This is a genomic window from Stenotrophomonas sp. Iso1, from assembly GCF_027497995.1.
GTDB lineage: Bacteria > Pseudomonadota > Gammaproteobacteria > Xanthomonadales > Xanthomonadaceae > Stenotrophomonas.
In genome coordinates this window covers 1935251-1951490 of the sequence record NZ_JAODBT010000001.1, presented here as the reverse complement: position 1 = coordinate 1951490, position 16240 = coordinate 1935251, and the positions used below count along the sequence as shown (strand labels likewise).

The following is a 16240-nucleotide window of genomic DNA, read 5'->3' as shown; positions in this document are numbered from 1 at the left end:
TACTAAGGAAGGGCAATGCCAGAGCCGCATGAAGAAAGCGAGCGAAATGCTGCTCATCAGAATCGGATATCGACTAGCAACGAGTTACGCATAGATTTGCGCGCACTCACCGCGCCTGAGCCGATGCACCGCATACTGGGTGCGTTGCAGACGTTGAGACATGATCAGCAGTTGGTTGCTCTGACCCCGTTCCCACCACTGCATCTGCTCCCCATACTGGATCGCTGGGGCTTCGCCTATCGGGTTGATGAGCTGCCCGGAGGTAGTGGTTCGATTACGATCTGGAGTCCAGGAATCGCTGCGGATCGGTTGGCAACGGCTCAATGAGCGCGCTTGAACTCGATAAGGCACCCGTACCAAGCCTCCCACTGCGTTTTTTGTTGTCAGCACTTGCATGGGGAGTATTTGCTGGGCTGTGGTTGGCATGCTCCGGCCCTGCTTTGTTTCAATCCCGCTGGCTGCCGGCAGCAGTCGTATTTGTGCATGCTTACACCTTGGGCGTTATGGGCAATGCGATGCTCGGCAGCCTGATTCAATTCCTGCCCGTAGCCGTCGGCAGCCCGTTAAGCGGGACTCGGCTCATGCCCTTACTGCATGTTCTGTTCAATACGGGGCTCTTGCTACTGATGGCGGCATTGATGTTTCCACACCCTGTGTTATCAGCTTGGGCAAGCGCACTTCTGCTCATGTCGATAGGCACGTTTGCAGTAGCGGCGCTTGTAGCAGTGTGCCGCGGTGCCGGCCCTTTCTTATTGCGCATGGGGATATTCTGGGCATTGCTCTGCCTACTGGTGACTGCCGCACTGGGAGCGCTGTTGCTGGCAGTCCTATCAGGGCACCTGGCACTCCCGCTGGGCAGCCTGGCGGATCTCCACGTCACCTTCGGCCTTTCCGGTTGGGTTGTGACATTGACCGCCTCCGTCGCTGTGATCACGTTACCCATGTTCCAGGGGACCCGCACGATTCCCGGCCACGCTTTCCTAGCGTGGTTGGCACTGGTGATAGTAGTGCTGTCCTTAACGATGTATGACGTATCGCACAGCAACAGCCATGTCCGAATAGTTTGGTTATCCCTCCCTGGACTGGCCTTCTGTCTGACCGTATGGATACTGCAGTGGCGCTCACCTCATCAACGAAATCCCACGCTCCGGAAATTCTGGTCTCTGGGCTGCGGCGCATTGACAGCGGCATGCCTGGTCGCACTTTGGCCTACATGGCTGTTGCAGGTACCTGCAGCCAACGTTGCCGGTGTGCTGGTCATCGCCATCGGATTGCCCTGGTTGTTGCTGGGCATGCTGCTGGAAATCACTAGCTTCCTCTGCTGGCTGGAACTGCGGCGGCGACAACCGCGTGGCGTGCGTGTGCCGGGGGTTGATCGACTGCTTCCGGAAGCACTCAAACACCGCCTGCTGCTGGCACATGCAATTGCTGCAATGTTGTTGCTCACCGCCACGGCGCGAGCAGCACCGGCCTGGCTGGCGGGCATTGCTCTTGCGCTGGCTTACGCCATCACGCTGACCGTGGTATGCCGCTGCTGGCGCGGTGCCTGCCACTACATTCCGGCAGCGGCGGTTGAACTTGGACGAAAGGCGGCTTGACCTAAGTCAGGTGTGCCCCACCGCGTTCGCCATAGGATGCCGCCTACTCCTTCTATCCAGACACTGGCGTCATGGCCAAGGCACATCTGCTCCGAGACTGCTCTTCAGTGCGGCTCCCATGCTAGTTCAACACCTGAATCTTCTGGTGCTTGCTGGTGCCCGTCATGGCATCGACAGGATAGATAGCGACATGGTGCTTCTCTTGGCCCGCCGTCTGCGGCTCGCGGGCGTAGCGGGTGGGGCCAAGCGTCGCGCCGGTCTTCCACAGTACGACCCCAATCGCGAATCAAACGTCCAACAGCGCGCCCAACGCCTGGCCAAGCGCTGCGGTGTGTCGGCCGACAGTGTCGCGCATCTGATGGCATTGCTGGTCGCCGAAGCGCATCAGCATCAACGCACCTCGGCGTCTTCCTCCCCACTCCTGACAGAGCCCGGCATGGCCACTTATCCTGATCGTGAAAAGCACTCGCAATGGTTGCGCTTGATGCCGCCGCCGCGCCGCTGGAAGTCGCTGATATCGCGCCTTCCGCCTCTCCTACGGCAATCGCTTGGGGTACGGCTATTGGCGCCCAGCATCGCTTCACCACAGGTCATGCACACATTGCAGTCGGTGGTGGGCCGGCGGCTGGGCATTCGGATTGATGACCTCGGTTTGGATTGGGTGTTTGAACTACATCCCGGCGGATTGAAATCGAGCGAGGATCCTGCCGAAGCCATCGTGAGCGGGAGCTTCACTGATCTGTTGATGTTGGCCAGCCGCCAGCAGGACGCCGACACCCTGTTCTTCCAGCGCAGACTGACATTAATTGGAGACACCGAATTGGGTCTGACCCTGCGCAATCTGCTGGACAGGCTTCCATGGGAAGCGCTTCCGTTGGGCCGCCGCATCCTGCTCCAACGCGCCGCACTATTCGCAGCCCGGGCCCGTGACGCTCATCGGGGCATCAGGGAGGCGACATGATCACCTCGGAATTCCGTCCTGCATGGACGCCGGAACTGGAGGACCAATACAGCGACCTGATCACGCGCGTCGGCACCACGGTTCCCTGCCTTGAATGGCCGCTGCATCTGCCTTGGGTGGATGCCATCAATCGCCTCAAGCGCTACCGACGGGCCGTCGTCATGGCGCACAGCTATCAGTCACCGGAAATCTTTCACGGCGTTGCCGACGTCACTGGTGACTCCTTGGCGCTGGCGCAGGCCGCTGCCGATTGTGACGCCGACTTCATCGTGATGTGTGGTGTTCACTTCATGGCAGAGACCGCCAAAATCCTTGCACCCGATCGCATCGTCCTCATTCCTGACCTGGAAGCAGGTTGCTCGTTGGCCGCGTCCATCACGGCCGATGATGTCCACCAATTGCGTGCACTTCACCCTGGCGCGCCGGTGGTCAGCTACGTCAACACCAGTGCTGCGGTGAAAGCCGCGTCGGATGCATGCTGCACCTCGGCCAATGCCGTGCAGGTTGTCGAGGCGATGGGCACGGACAAGGTGATATTCATCCCCGACCAGTATCTGGGCCGTCACGTTGCCTCGCGCACCGAGGTGGAACTGGTGCTGTGGGAAGGACGTTGTGAAGTCCATGAGCAATTCACAGCACAACAGGTACGGCACACCCGCGAGCGCTTCGATGCGCAAGTGGTAGCGCATCCAGAATGCTCCCCCGAGGTGCTGGCCGAGGCGGACTTCGTGGGTTCCACCACCGCGATGGCAAGTTGGCTGAGGAAGGAGCAGCCAACAAGAGTGGCGTTGGTCACAGAGTGTTCCATGGCCGATAACCTACGTAATCAGTTTCCCGCCATCGAGATCATCAAGCCCTGCAATCTGTGTCCCCACATGAAGCGGATCACTTTGCCGAATATCCACGCCTGCCTGACCGAACTCCGTCATGCGGTGGAGATCCCCCGCGCAGTGGCGATATCCGCACGCGCAGCGTTACATAGAATGCTGAGTGTCGGCCGACGTGATGAACCGTGACCAAGAACGCACCGCCTTTGGTCGTCGTGGGTTGTGGCATCGCCGGTCTGACGGTAGCGCTGGCGGCAGCGCCTCGGCCCGTGACATTGATCGGTCGGGCACCCAGCGGAAGCGACTGTTCAACCGCCTTGGCGCAGGGCGGGATCGCAGCGGCCATGGACGTCAACGACAGCGTCGACGCCCATGCCCGTGACACGATGCTCGCGGGCGCCGGCCATAACTGTTCCGACGCCGTGCGCTATCTCACCAGCCGCGCGCCCATCGCCGTGCGCTGGCTGCAGCAGCAGGGTGTCAACTTCGATAGGCAAGGCCGTCGCCTGCTACTGGGGCATGAAGGTGGCCATCGCTGCGCACGCATCGTTCATGCCGGCGGCGATGCCAGCGGATTGGCACTACTCCAAGCCCTGACCGACGCCGCGCGCCATGCCCCGCACATTCACTGGCACCCTCCGGCTGTACTCGAAGCATTGCTATTGCGAGGAGGCCGCGTCGCCGGTGTACGATTGCTTGGTCATAGTGGCCCGCATCAAGACATTGACTGCGCTGAGCTGGTCTTGGCTACCGGCGGCTGTGGAGCGCTGTTCGCAGCCACCACCAACCCTGCCGGCGCAGATGGCAATGGCCTGGCTCTGGCGCAAGCCGCCGGCGCTGCGCTGCGGGATATGGAAATGCTTCAGTTTCATCCCACCGCACTTGATGTCCCCGCTTCCGGCAGGCTGCCACTCATCACCGAAGCGCTGCGTGGAGCCGGAGCCATCCTGGTCGACGATGATGGCCAGCGCATCATGCAGGCATTGCATCCGGCAGGAGATCTGGCGCCCCGTGACCTTGTCGCCCGACATGTCTGGCAGTACCGACAAGCAGGCAAACGGGTGTGGCTGGACGCCACCCTATTGAAAGGCGACTGGATACAACACTTCCCCACCGTTGCCGCGCAGTGTGCGCAGCACGGCATTGACCCACGCCAACAACGCATCCCCATCACACCGGCGGTGCACTTCCATATGGGAGGAATAGCTACTGACCTTGATGGCCGAAGCTCCCTGCATGGCCTATATGCGGTAGGTGAAGTGGCCGGCAATGGCGTGCACGGTGCCAACCGATTGGCGAGCAACTCATTACTGGAGGGTGTGGTTTTCGGCTGCAGGCTGGGACGACGGCTGTCTTACATGCAACTGCAGTTACCTGGATCCGGCAGCGAACAATGGATCGACCGTGGAGTGAGCGCCGATACTGACGCGCTCATGCGTCTGCGTACGCTCTCCTGGCAATCCATGGGCCCAATACGCAGCCGCAAGAACATGCGCGCTGCACAACTCCATCTACTTGCCGATGCCGGGATTTCCGAGAGCTGGCAGGGCCGTCTGATCGAACGCATGCTGCGCGCCGCCCTGAAGCGGCAGCACAGCCTCGGCGCACATTACCTGCTCAACGACTGAACAGGTAATGCACCCATGTGGCTTGTGCCAAGACACCGCGTCGGCACTGCTATATTGCGAGCGAAGCCTTGCCAGGGCCGCCATTCCAGTAGCCGTTGCATGCACCGATCCTTGCGAGCGGTTGTGATGTCGTCAGCATGTCGCGGAAGCGCGCGACGACATCCGCCATGCCCGAGTGTTGCGGGCTCAATCGAAGTATCCGGACACCGCACGCTGACAGCTCATCGCGTTCCGGCGCCATGTCCACGATCTCCATTCCCTGTATCTGCACACCGTTGATGACCATGAAAGGCTCACCTTCGCGGGTGGCCAACGGCAAGCCGTCGGGATGCTCGATACAGCGGAAGCCGCACTGGTCTTTGGGAACATCAAGCGCACGCGCAGTGAAGCACCGCGCGGAATAGGCAAGCGGCAAACGCCCCCAGACAAGCATTTCAAGCTCAGGCATTGGTGCATTCAGCGCGTCCATGCCCGCCTGAATATCTTCAAGCAGTTCGCGCCCCTGCTCGACACCCGGCACCCAACGCATCAAGCCATCCTCGATCAACAATTGCAGAGCGCGGTGATTATAGATATTCAATGTCGGCCCGCCGACGAAGGGCAAGCTCCGCTCGCGGCACAACTGCACTGCTGAAAGATCATTGGCTTCGAGCAGGAAGCGCCCGTTCTCGACCAGGCGCTGTACGGCACCGAGCTCGGACTCCGCCTCTATCAGAGCCAACGTTGAAAGTACGACCTGCTTGCCACTGGCGGCGAGCTCATCTGCAAGATGTAGCCAGTCGCGCGCACGCAGCTCGCGGCGCTTGCCGCATATCGTCTCGCCGAGATAGATCACATCAAGCGGCCAGTCGGCCGCGTCACGATAGAACGACAGCACCCGTTCGCGAGGCCAGAAGTACTGCAGCGGTCCAAGACTTAGTTTCATGGTCTCAATGCCAAGCACGATGGTAGGGGCCAAGCGTTGTCTGTTGCCCTTCGGCATGAGCGGCCAGTGCCTGCTGCCATCGCTCGTAGGGACGCCAGTCCTGCGCACTGCCTGCATGCCGGTCGATGGCTTCGCGCCACACACGGGCAACCGTGCGTACGTAGGCAACGCCACGCTGGCGACCTTCCACCTTCAGGGCCACCACCCCGGCCTGCGCCAGCTGCGGCAACAGTTCGAGCGTGTTGAGGCTGGTGGGTTCCTCCAATGCATGGAAGATCTCTTCGCCCACCTGATAGCGGCCTTTGCAGACTGTCGGGTAGCCGGCTGGCTCGTCGGCACCGAATTGATCGATCAGCACGCCGTTCAGACGCACACTTCGATTGTTGTCGGGAAGCTCCTCCCAGCGCACGAAGTTGGCCGGGGAGCAGACACCATGACGGTTTGGCGATTTTCCGGTGACATAACTAGAGAGCTGGCAGCGTCCCTCGACCATGATGCACAGACTCCCGAAAGCGAAAACTTCCAGTGGAACCGGCGCGGTTTGGCAAAGCCGCTGCACTTGTTGCAGTGACAGCACACGCGGCAACACGGCGCGTGCGATACCAAAGCGTTCATAGGCATAGCGCAGTGCGGCTGCCGTGGTAGCCGAGCCTTGAACCGACAGATGCCGCGCCATGTGGGGATGCTGCCGGCACGCATAGTCCAACACCGCCATTTCCGCGACAATGATGGCATCAGCGCCCAGGTCGGCCGCATGATCCACAGCCCTGAACCATTGCTCCAAGCGTGCGCTATCGGGGTAGGTGTTCAAGGCCAGGTAGACTTTGCGGCCGCGCGCATGCGCATAGGCAATGCCGTCGCGAATTTCCTGCTCGTCAAAATTAAGGCCCGGAAAGGCGCGCGCGTTGGTCTGGTCGCGGAAGCCCACATAAACCGCATCAGCACCGGCCTCGATCGCCGCAAGCAGCGCAGGCAAATTTCCGGCTGGACAAACCAGTTGCATATCGTTTCTCCGTTGAGGATGTATCACCGTTGTCTTCATCAACAGGAGCCCTCGTCATGGGTCATCGGCTTCTGTCATGCGGACAGCGCGAATACCCTCCCACAATGCGTCGACTCGCTGCTCTACCTGCGGGTCGAGCACGATGGGCCTTCCCCATTCCCGGTCACTTTCACCAGGCCATTTGCGCGTGGCATCGAGTCCCAGCTTGGAGCCGAGTCCGGATACGGGCGAGGCAAAATCCAGATAATCAATGGGTGTATTTTCCACCAGCAGGCTGTCACGTGCGGGATCCACACGCGTCGAAAGTGCCCAGATCACCTGCGTCCAATCACGCACGTCGATGTCCTCGTCTGTGACGATGACAAACTTCGTATAGGTGAATTGCCGCAGATATGACCAGATACCCATCATGATCCGCCGCGCGTGGCCTGCGTACTGCTTACGGATACTCACCACCGCCACACGATAGGAGCATGCCTCCGGTGGTAGAAAGAAATCGACGATCTCCGGAAAGACCTTGCGCAGGATGGGAACGAACACATCATTGAGTGCCCGTGCCAGGATCGAAGGCTCATCGAAGGGCGCACGTCCCATGTAGCTGCCGTGATAAATGGCCCCGGCACGCATCCTCATGCATTCGATGGTGAGTACCGGAAAACGCTCTTGCCCGTTGTAATAGCCGGTATGGTCACCGAACGGCCCCTCCAGCGCGGTATCACCTGGATGGATGAAACCTTCCAGTACGATCTCCGCACCGGCCGGTACATCAAGCCCGGTGAACTCACTGCGCCAAAGGTGGGTGCGTGCTCCGCGTAACAGACCGGCAAATTCATACTCGGACAGCGTATCAGGCACCGGTGCCACTGCTGCCAGCATGGTGGCTGGATCCGCACCGATTGCCACCACGACGGGAAAGGGCTTGTTTGGAAAGGCCGCCTGCCAACCCGCGTAATCCAGTGCGCCACCTCGATGCGGTAGCCAACGCATGATCACCCGGTTGCGCCCAATTACCTGTTGACGGTAGATCGCCACGTTCTGCCTGGATTGATGTACTCCACGCGTCACCACCATGCCGAAAGTGATCAAACGGGCTACGTCCTGGGGCCAGCACCGCTGTATGGGTAGCATTGCCAGATCGACTGCATCGCCCTTGAGAATTTGTTCGTTGAAATTGGCTTGGCGCACCCGCTTAGGAGCCACGTTGACCAACTGTGCCCACTCTGGCCATTGTGAGAACGCGTCTCGTAGATTGGAGGGCCACTTTGGCTCTTTTACTGCGGCCAGGAGCTCGCCCAACTCGCGCAGCGAAGTCAGTGGTCGGCCATCCAACGCCATTTCAATGCGTTTCGGATGGCCAAACAAATTGCCCAGCAAAGAATGCGCTGTGCCGGTATTACGCATCAACAGCGCGGGACCATTCTCGCGCAAGGCGCGCAGACTCAACGATGTGCTTTCCAACTGCACATCGATAGGTGCGTCAAGCGCACGCAGTTGGCCGCATAAGGAGAGCTGTTGTAGGAACTGGCGTAAATCGTGAAAGGCCATGGGTGCACTGGCTCGACATCATGGAGCCGACTCATTAAAGCCGGTAGAACGCGGCCCAACGTGTGGCCGTGACAGAGAAATCTGAGCTGCCGTTGCCGCCAAGTCCGGAGAGATGACAATGGCGATTTGGCAAGCGATGCCGCACCGCTTACTTACCAGGCGGAAACCGCCGGTACGAAGCCTCGGAAAATTTCGCCAGCGAAGAAAGTAGGTTCATCAACCCGCCCATTTGATGGTAGGGGGATCATGGACCAGCTCCCTATCCGCAACCTTGACTTGCATCAAGTAGAACCGGCTCCCTACCTACTTTTCTTTGATCAGCTGTCAGACGACATGCGCGCTCAAATCCTTGCGCCTCGGCGTAACCGCCCAATGGTCCAGGAGGTGCAATGGTCGATGGCCGAAACAGGGTCGTCTTTGAGCGCCTGTCCCCTCCAAGAATCGAAGGCAGGTGCATTTGTCGAAGCCGCGCGCCGGGTGCGCAACAATCTCTTTCATGTGAGCTTCCTCAGGGGCGGGGAAGAGCGCCATTTGGGCGACGACGACGAATGCGCCATCGCGGCGCTGGACGTTGCGCACACGTTGCTGAGGTTGGTGGATCACCACGGAGAACCGCAGCGCTTGGTCCTCTTCGCTGCAGTCATCGATCCTCATTCAGGGTGAGCATTGGATCTCGAGAGGGTTGTCCTGCATCAAATGATCTCTAGAGCTTTTTGACTTCTCCCTATTCATCAGCGGGAGAAGGTGCTGGCATCAACTACGCCGTGTGCGATGCGTGCCTTCAGCCGTGGATTGGAGAGGCACTCAAGCCATCCGAGGAAACACCAGCGACTGGTGCACCTGGGCCCCGGCCCATGCGCCGTCACCGACGGCCAGCGATATCGAATGTGGCACGCGTGCGGCGTCGCCACATGCATACACGCCTTGGATGCTGGTTTCCTTGGTCTCGGTGGTGTGCAACTGCGTGCCCATAGGAGTCTCCATGAGCTTGCACCCGATCCGTTGGGCAATGTCGGAAACAGGTGCATTGCGTGGCGCCGCGAACAGGCCGGCGAACGCCAGGCATCGGCCATCGGCGAGCACGACGTCCGCGTGCCCGTCGATACGCGCGATTGCCGCACGCTCGATCGCGACGCCCCGTGTGGCCAGCGCGGCCTTCGCGTCTTTCTCCAACTCCAGCACGCCATTGGTCAACAGCGTCACCTGCCCCCATTCGGCCAGCAGGCTTGCCTGATGCACCGACATTGGATTGGCGGCGATGACGCCGACGTTGCCACGGTTGAGCTCGTAGCCGTGGCAGTAGGGGCAGTGGAAAACACTCACCCCCCATCGTTCCGCCAAGCCTTCAACGTTAGGCAGCGAATCCGAGACACCGAGCGCCAGCAGGAGGCGCCGCCCCTGATGTACACCACCTTCGTTCGTCCTGACGGTGAAGCCATCCCTCGCGCCAGATGCCGCAACGGCCGCATCCTCGATCCACGTCAGCGTGGAGTAACGCTCGAGCTGCGACCGCGCGACCCGTGCGATCTCCGCAGGGTCGCTCCCGTCCTGGCCCAAGAAACCGTGTGACTCGGCCGCCATGCGGTTCCTACGCTGCCCGGCGTCGATGACCAGCACGGTGCGACGGGCCCTGAGCAACTGCAGTGCAGCCGCCATGCCGGCATAGCTCCCGCCGATGATGATCACGTCGTACATCATTGTCATGCCACGGCACTCCTCTTGCTGGCTTTGTGGCGCCGTGCGAACTCCTTCGCCAATTGCGCCAGGGACACCGAAGCAAACCGCTCCATCAGCAGCGCCTCGGCTTCATCGAATGCATCGTCCAATGCCGCATTGACCACCTGTTCGACCAGGCACGCCGGGTTCTCGCTGCGATGGCCGACGGCAAAGAGCGCCGGCTCACCGAGCGCCTCGTGCAGGTCCCGGAGGGTCACGGCGGCCAGATCCGCCTTGATGATCCAACCCCCTGCGTGGCCACGTCCGGCGGCGACCAGCCCCGCCTCGCGCAGGAGCCCCATGGTCCGCCTGACGACGACGGGGTTCGTGCCCAGGCATCGACCCAGTTCGGCGGACGTCATCGGCCCACGGTGCTGGGCCATGTGCAGCAATGCGTGCAGGACGGCGGAAAGTCGGCTGTTTCGTTTCATGTAACTAACCATGTTACATATGAACCCCCTCGTCAACCCCGGAAGGTTCGCCATGTCCTTGTTCAACGATCCCAGTGCCATCGCCAACTACCTCGATGGAACGATCAAGAGGGTGCCGGGCCTCCTGGCGCTCCATCGGATGTCGGAGCTCCTGCTCGCCGAAGTCGTCCCCGAGGACGGCCGCGTGCTGGTGCTTGGTGCGGGAGGTGGAATGGAACTGAAGGCATTCGCCGAAGCGCGCCCTGGTTGGCGGCTGGTGGGGGTGGATCCCTCGGCCCCGATGCTCACGCTGGCGGCAGAGACGCTCGGCGCACTGGCACCCCGCGTTGAACTCATCGAAGGCCATATCGATGCCGCACCGGAGACAGCGTTCGATGGGGCGGCCTGCCTCCTGACCTTGCACTTCCTGACGCCGGAAGAACGGCTGCGCACGCTGCGGGAAGTGTGGCGGCGACTGAAGCCCGGCGCTCCGTTGGTTGTGGCGCATCACAGCTTTGATACAACCGCCGAAGGGAAGGCACTCTGGTTCAACCGCCTTCTCGCGTTCGCGTCACCATCCAGTACGCCGGATTCAAACCGGAATGCCGCCATTGCCGCGATGAGCGAACGACTTCCGGTGCTGGCACCGGATAGGGAGGTGGATTTGCTCAGGCAGGCAGGATTCGAGGGAATCGAGCTGTTCTATGCCGCGTTTACGTTTCGAGGATGGGTGGCGTACCGGGCATAACACGGCATGTCTGCTTCCGGCCAGAGGCAGACATGTTGCGATGTTGTGATCGGCGCACGAACTCCATCCACGCCGATGTTTCGCGACAGTAGGTGGATCATCGCGGTGGCTGGATGGTCGGCGCGTGCTGCGCCATAAGTTCCACGATCCAGTCGATGAACACGCGCAGCTTGGTGCTTACATGCCGGCTGGGCGGGAAGGCCACGTACATCGGCATTGGGTCAAGCTGCCAGTCCTCAAACAACGCCACCAGCTCGCCGCGCGCCAACGGTTGGCGCGCCATGTACTGCGGCAACCACAGCACGCCGAGACCTGCGACGCCGGCTGCCAGATAGACATTGCCGTCATCCACCGACAGCACATGACGGCCCTGCACGCGCAACGCCTCGTCGCCGCGGCGCATCGACGACATCAGGGGGCTGCCAGTCCGCGAATTGCGGTAGCCGACGATACGGTGCGCCGCATCTTCAAGTGCCAGCGGATGCGCCGGCATCCCCGCGCGCGCCAGATAGGCAGGCGCGGCGTACACGCCCAACGGCAGGTTGGCGACGTGACGTGCGCGCAGGGATAAATCGGTGAGTTCGCCACCCCGCACCACGCAGTCCACGTTCTCGTCGATCAGGTCCACCTTGCGATCACTGGCGCCGAGGTCAAGCTGGATGTCGGGATAGCGCGCATTGAAATCGGGCAGCGCGGGCACCAGCACCAGACTGGCCAGCGGCGCGGGCACATCCACACGCAACCGGCCACGCGGCGACGCCGAGGCGGCCGACAGGCTGGTTTCGGCATCGTCCAGATCAGCCAACAGGCGCACGACGCGTGCGTAATAGGCTGCACCATCGGCGGTGACGTTGACTTTGCGTGTGGTGCGATGGAGCAGCTTGACCCGCAGGTGCGCTTCCAGTTGCTGCACCGCCTGGGTGACGCGGGTCTTGCTGGACTGCAGCGTCTCGGCGGCCTTGGTGAAGCTGCCGGTTTCCACCACGCGGGCGAAAACCTGCATTGCATCGATGCGGTCCATGTGGGTCCACGGGTGATCGGAATTGTTTGAATTCTACAAACAGTGCTGCCGCAACAGCGGTGTTTATCCCATCGAGATCGCTGCCTAGAGTGACCGTCATGTCCCGGGGTGCCTCATCGCCAAGCGGTATGCCGCCCTGCACGGGACCCATGACCTCACCCACGACAGGAGTATCGCCATGACATCCCGCAACGCCGTTTTCCCCGCCGACCGGCATGACCTCTATACCGCGCACGCCTATTCCGCCGCGATCCGCTCGCGAGACCTGCTGTTCGTCTCCGGCCAGGTCGGCAGCCGCAGCGACGGCTCACCGGAACCGGACTTTGCAGCACAGGTCCGCCTGGCGTTCGCCAACCTTGAAGCCACCCTGAAAGCCGGCGGATGCGACTTGGACGACATCGTCGATGTCACCACGCTCCATACCGATCCCGAGCATCAGTTCGACACGATCATGAAGATCAAAAGCGACGTCTTCCCGACCGCCCCCTATCCGAACTGGACGGCGATCGGCGTCAACTGGCTCGCGGGTTTCGATTTCGAGATCAAGGTGATTGCACGTATTCCCGACTAACCCAGCGAGGGGGCATGTCCGCTTCGAGTCGGATGACGCCCTGCGGCCACAAGAAGACATCATCGCTATAGATGCTTGACCATGAATGCCGCGATGTCAGGACATAAACCGGCGAACTGCTGAGACTTGCTGATTGATTCCGGTGCTTCCGTCCGGGGCAAGCATCTGTACCCGCAACGCTCGAACAAGGCCGTTGCCGTGGTAGTCATTAGAAACAGCTCGGTGATGCCTGCTTTGGTTGTGGTCCTATCGAATCGCCTTTCAACGATTTGAACTATTGGTCAAACCGGCGTTGCGGGGCTTAGCAAACCGGACAGTCTCAAATCGTGAGCCGGATTACCGCGACGATCCGGCCATGGCCAGCGCCCCCTCCCCGCTGCCTGCCACTGGGCCGGCAGCCCCGAAGCCCCGATCCTGATGTTCAACTACGGAATCGTGGCGGTGATCAATCCAGCCGAGCGCCGCTCCCCCATCGCTATCTGCATGATGTGGGGTGGCAGGACGATCAATGCCGAGCATCGGGGGATGCCTAGCCACAGCAAAGCGTTACATCGAGCGCTGGGTTGCTGCCCAAAGCACATTGCCCGGCCAGCATCGCGTCCAACGACGGGCCTACGAAGCCAAAGCCCAAGCGGCCCGTGACTGGTCCGCTGCCATTGGCCGGAGCATGAAGTGGTAACGGTGAAAACTGCGTTCCCCGCAGTCGTTTCTGCTATCTGACTTCTTGGACCCACAGTCTGCAACCCGTCGAGGCAGTGCGAGGTGAAAGCGGGCAATCCTTCTCATCAGCAATCCGATGATCGCGCGCTTGCTGATAGGCCTGTTGCTCCCCAGCGCAATCGGACTCGCACAACAAGCCGTTGATCCTGCTTCGCCCAGTTTTCGCAATCGTGTAATACGCGATTGCCTTGTAACCGCCACTGTTCGGGGACTGCGATGTGTAGTGCGTCATTCCATCCGATGTCTTTTGTGAGAACACACGACCTTCGATCCTGCCGTGGCCGCAGCCATGGCGCATCAATAGGGGGCACATCCTTTCGACACTCACCGCGCGCCGGACATTTGCTGCTCAGCAACTGGAGCAAGCCGCATGACCACCAATCGCAACAAGAGCGCCCGCGCGGCGCTGGAAGGAGAAACCCAATGAGTGCAGCAGTGAACATCCAGTGGGAGCTCCGTGCCATCGGCGCCGAAGAGGTTGGTGCCCTGCTCGGCCTGGCCGCGCGCACAGTTCTGGAGACCGTCGCTTGCCGGCCGGACTTCCCGGTGCGCCTGACGATGCGATCAGCCACTTGGGTGGCCGGCGAAGTTGTCGAATGGCGAAACGCAAACCGCGCCGGTATCCCTAAGGGACGCCGACGCGGTGAGTAAAGCCATCATTACGCCAAACTGCTTTGCAACCGTTGGTAACGCTAGGCTGCTGGTGCGAAGGGGGGCAACGAAATCCTATTGTTTGCAACGCTTTTGCGCAGGAATATAAAAAAATGCCCCCACTGTTGCCCCCAAACGGGCGGTGCTTGCCGTCGTCTTGCCCCTAGGTGCTCACTGCGTATTGGCGCAGATTAGCCATTGCTCTGGCTTTGCCCTCGGCCGTTTTTGGACCGGTGCTGCGCCCACCGTGGAAGCGGCACCGCCGTTTGCCTTGCTCTGGCGTTGCTTGGCACGGCTGGCCATCGCGGTGGCGTGCTGCACCGCACTTCACTTCCCCCTGCCCTAGCTTCGGAAGGGTCTTGCGACTCACCACCTCCCCGTAGTCATACGCGCGCGCGGGCGCGCGCAAGGTAGGACGTAATTCCGGTGGGGATGTGTGCATATTAGGCGTCCGCGCAGATAGCTTGGACGGCTTCAGCCCTCCCACCGAAGTATTGAGCGGCGCCACGTCTTTGTATTCTATTCCGGTCAGTTCGGCCCACTCGATCAGAATGGCGTCCAGCACCGCGCTGTTGGTCGCCGAAGCGCCCCCAGCCGGCTCCAACTCCTGCCTAGCCTCGAATATGGTCAGCGCCAGGCTGCCGGGCATGTAGTCGATCCGGCGCATGGCGGCCCGCCGATCCCGTTGCAGTTTGGCCAAATGCACCTTATCCCTACTCAGGTAGCCATCACTCATCTTGATGCTCCCCCTAGCGGTACGAAATAAGGTGGACCACTGGTGTTCGCGGCGTCCTCTTGTGCCCAGCGTTCTGCCAGCGATAGCACCGACAACGCATCAGTCGATCGCACGTTATGGCCTTCGTCCTCGGCTCGGTCTAACTGGTGGGGCCGGACGGCCTCCACATCAATGACGCTTCCCAGAAGCTCGTCTTGCTCACTGTCATTACTGACAAAAGGGATTTTTGGCAGTTGTGTCAGTTGGCAGAATGACGGTTCCAACACTTTTCGGCCAGTAAGCTCTGCCAGCCTCTCACGCCACACGCTCATACCACCCACCGGTAGGATCTGGACGGGCGACCGCCGGTTGTCTCGGACACCTCGATCACTTGGCAGTGGTCGGCCAGCAGCGCCAGTGCCTCGGCCACGCTTTCCGGATCATCCAAGCCGGCCCAGCACTTGCGATACACATCTCGGGCGGTGAATACATCGGGCAGGCTGTCACGCTTGCGCAGCAGCAGGTGGGCTGTGGTCAGGCCGTTGTCAGTGGCCGGGGCGTAGATGCGGCGTGCATGACATTCCAAATGCTCGCACCAGCCCAAAGCCTTGAGCATGGCGTCGGCAGATACTGGCCCGATCCCGTTGTCGGCCAGATGCAGCACCAGAGCCAGCCTGCCCGCTAGGGCGGGATACTTGGCCAAGTGCGATTCCATGAAAGGCGGTTCGCCACCTGCACGCAACCGCTGCATCAGCTCGGTCTGCCATTCGATAAACAGCCCTTGGGCGTCTTCGGACAGGCGTAGGAAGGGCACGTCGCAGGCCTCGGTGGTCTCTGCGACCACCCCCGCAGGATTCATCGCGCGAAGCTGATTGAATGCAGTACGCGCACGGTCCTCTGCTTCCCGGTCCAGCGGTCGGTCGGTGTAGCGCCACGATGCGGGCAGGTCTGGATAGACGGCCAATTGGAACCGTTGCATCAGACCATCGTCGGAGAAGCCCCCACGCACCGCTCCACGCACATACTCGGCAAGCTTGCCGGGCTGCATGCCACCCAAAATCGACACGGCGCACGCTTCAATGCGAACCGTTCCCCGGCCAATGCGGTCGGAAGTGAAAGGGCCAGTACCATTCCAGCATTCCAGCCAGAATGCGCGGTCCTGATCGCGCCCTTCTCGATCCAATGATGCAAGCCAACCTGC

General features: G+C 61.0%; 16 protein-coding genes. 8 read left to right on the top strand and 8 right to left on the bottom strand.

The annotated features are described in order from the left end of the window. Positions 1 to 323: 323 nt before the first annotated feature. The 4 genes from PAN08_RS08625 to PAN08_RS08610 all read left to right on the top strand — a co-directional run bounded on the left by PAN08_RS08625 (position 324) and on the right by PAN08_RS08610 (position 5014). Entirely contained in the window at positions 324 to 1598 is a 1275-nt protein-coding gene (locus PAN08_RS08625; RefSeq protein ID WP_269791025.1) for a hypothetical protein, read from the top strand. Between the two features lie 145 nt (positions 1599 to 1743). Beyond that, on the top strand, positions 1744 to 2559 hold the full coding sequence (locus PAN08_RS08620) for a chorismate mutase (protein ID WP_269791024.1): 816 nt from the start codon (positions 1744 to 1746) through the stop codon (positions 2557 to 2559). After that, positions 2556 to 3575, top strand: a complete 1020-nt coding sequence (gene nadA / locus PAN08_RS08615) for a quinolinate synthase NadA (protein WP_269791023.1) — start codon at positions 2556 to 2558, stop codon at positions 3573 to 3575. The genes PAN08_RS08620 and nadA overlap by 4 nt, the downstream gene beginning before the upstream one ends. Beyond that, positions 3572 to 5014 carry an FAD-binding protein gene (locus PAN08_RS08610; RefSeq protein ID WP_269791022.1) on the top strand — a complete coding sequence of 481 codons (1443 nt, stop codon included), beginning with the start codon at positions 3572 to 3574 and terminating at the stop codon, positions 5012 to 5014. Before nadA ends, PAN08_RS08610 begins: the two co-directional genes overlap by 4 nt. A gap of 49 nt (positions 5015 to 5063) precedes the next feature. Here the strand turns inward: PAN08_RS08610 and PAN08_RS08605 are convergent, their stop codons facing one another. The 3 genes from PAN08_RS08605 to PAN08_RS08595 are packed head-to-tail and all read right to left on the bottom strand — an operon-like array spanning position 5064 to position 8487. Further along, positions 5064 to 5939, bottom strand: a complete 876-nt coding sequence (locus PAN08_RS08605) for a U32 family peptidase (protein ID WP_269791021.1) — start codon at positions 5937 to 5939, stop codon at positions 5064 to 5066. 4 nt (positions 5940 to 5943) lie between these two features. Next, on the bottom strand, positions 5944 to 6942 hold the full coding sequence (locus tag PAN08_RS08600) for a peptidase U32 family protein (RefSeq protein ID WP_269791020.1): 999 nt from the start codon (positions 6940 to 6942) through the stop codon (positions 5944 to 5946). Between the two features lie 54 nt (positions 6943 to 6996). Continuing rightward, positions 6997 to 8487, bottom strand: a complete 1491-nt coding sequence (locus tag PAN08_RS08595) for a UbiD family decarboxylase (RefSeq protein ID WP_269791019.1) — start codon at positions 8485 to 8487, stop codon at positions 6997 to 6999. 246 nt (positions 8488 to 8733) lie between these two features. Here PAN08_RS08595 and PAN08_RS08590 point away from each other — a divergent pair, with 246 nt between their 5' ends. Further along, entirely contained in the window at positions 8734 to 9150 is a 417-nt protein-coding gene (locus PAN08_RS08590; RefSeq protein ID WP_269791018.1) for a hypothetical protein, read from the top strand. Between the two features lie 141 nt (positions 9151 to 9291). On the opposite strand, the gene PAN08_RS08585 is transcribed toward PAN08_RS08590, so the two are convergent. Beyond that, entirely contained in the window at positions 9292 to 10185 is an 894-nt protein-coding gene (locus PAN08_RS08585) for an NAD(P)/FAD-dependent oxidoreductase (protein WP_269791213.1), read from the bottom strand. A gap of 2 nt (positions 10186 to 10187) precedes the next feature. After that, complete coding sequence (locus tag PAN08_RS08580) at positions 10188 to 10634, bottom strand: Rrf2 family transcriptional regulator (protein ID WP_269791017.1); 447 nt, start codon at positions 10632 to 10634, stop codon at positions 10188 to 10190. Between the two features lie 52 nt (positions 10635 to 10686). On the opposite strand from PAN08_RS08580, the gene PAN08_RS08575 reads away from it, so the two are divergent. Beyond that, entirely contained in the window at positions 10687 to 11361 is a 675-nt protein-coding gene (locus tag PAN08_RS08575; RefSeq protein ID WP_269791016.1) for a class I SAM-dependent methyltransferase, read from the top strand. Between the two features lie 97 nt (positions 11362 to 11458). On the opposite strand, the gene PAN08_RS08570 is transcribed toward PAN08_RS08575, so the two are convergent. Beyond that, positions 11459 to 12382, bottom strand: a complete 924-nt coding sequence (locus tag PAN08_RS08570; protein WP_269791015.1) for a LysR family transcriptional regulator — start codon at positions 12380 to 12382, stop codon at positions 11459 to 11461. Between the two features lie 178 nt (positions 12383 to 12560). On the opposite strand from PAN08_RS08570, the gene PAN08_RS08565 reads away from it, so the two are divergent. Next, a complete protein-coding gene (locus PAN08_RS08565) occupies positions 12561 to 12953 on the top strand; it encodes a RidA family protein (protein ID WP_269791014.1) in 393 nt (130 codons plus the stop codon). Between the two features lie 1143 nt (positions 12954 to 14096). After that, positions 14097 to 14324, top strand: a complete 228-nt coding sequence (locus PAN08_RS08560) for a hypothetical protein (RefSeq protein WP_269791013.1) — start codon at positions 14097 to 14099, stop codon at positions 14322 to 14324. Positions 14325 to 14487: 163 nt separating this feature from the next. On the opposite strand, the gene PAN08_RS08555 is transcribed toward PAN08_RS08560, so the two are convergent. Next, positions 14488 to 15060, bottom strand: coding sequence for an HGGxSTG domain-containing protein (locus PAN08_RS08555; protein ID WP_269791012.1), 573 nt, complete (start codon positions 15058 to 15060; stop codon positions 14488 to 14490). A 307-nt stretch (positions 15061 to 15367) separates the two neighbouring features. Next, positions 15368 to 16222: a DUF3987 domain-containing protein gene (locus PAN08_RS08550; RefSeq protein WP_269791011.1), complete on the bottom strand. Its 855-nt coding sequence runs from the start codon at positions 16220 to 16222 to the stop codon at positions 15368 to 15370. Positions 16223 to 16240: the final 18 nt, after the last annotated feature.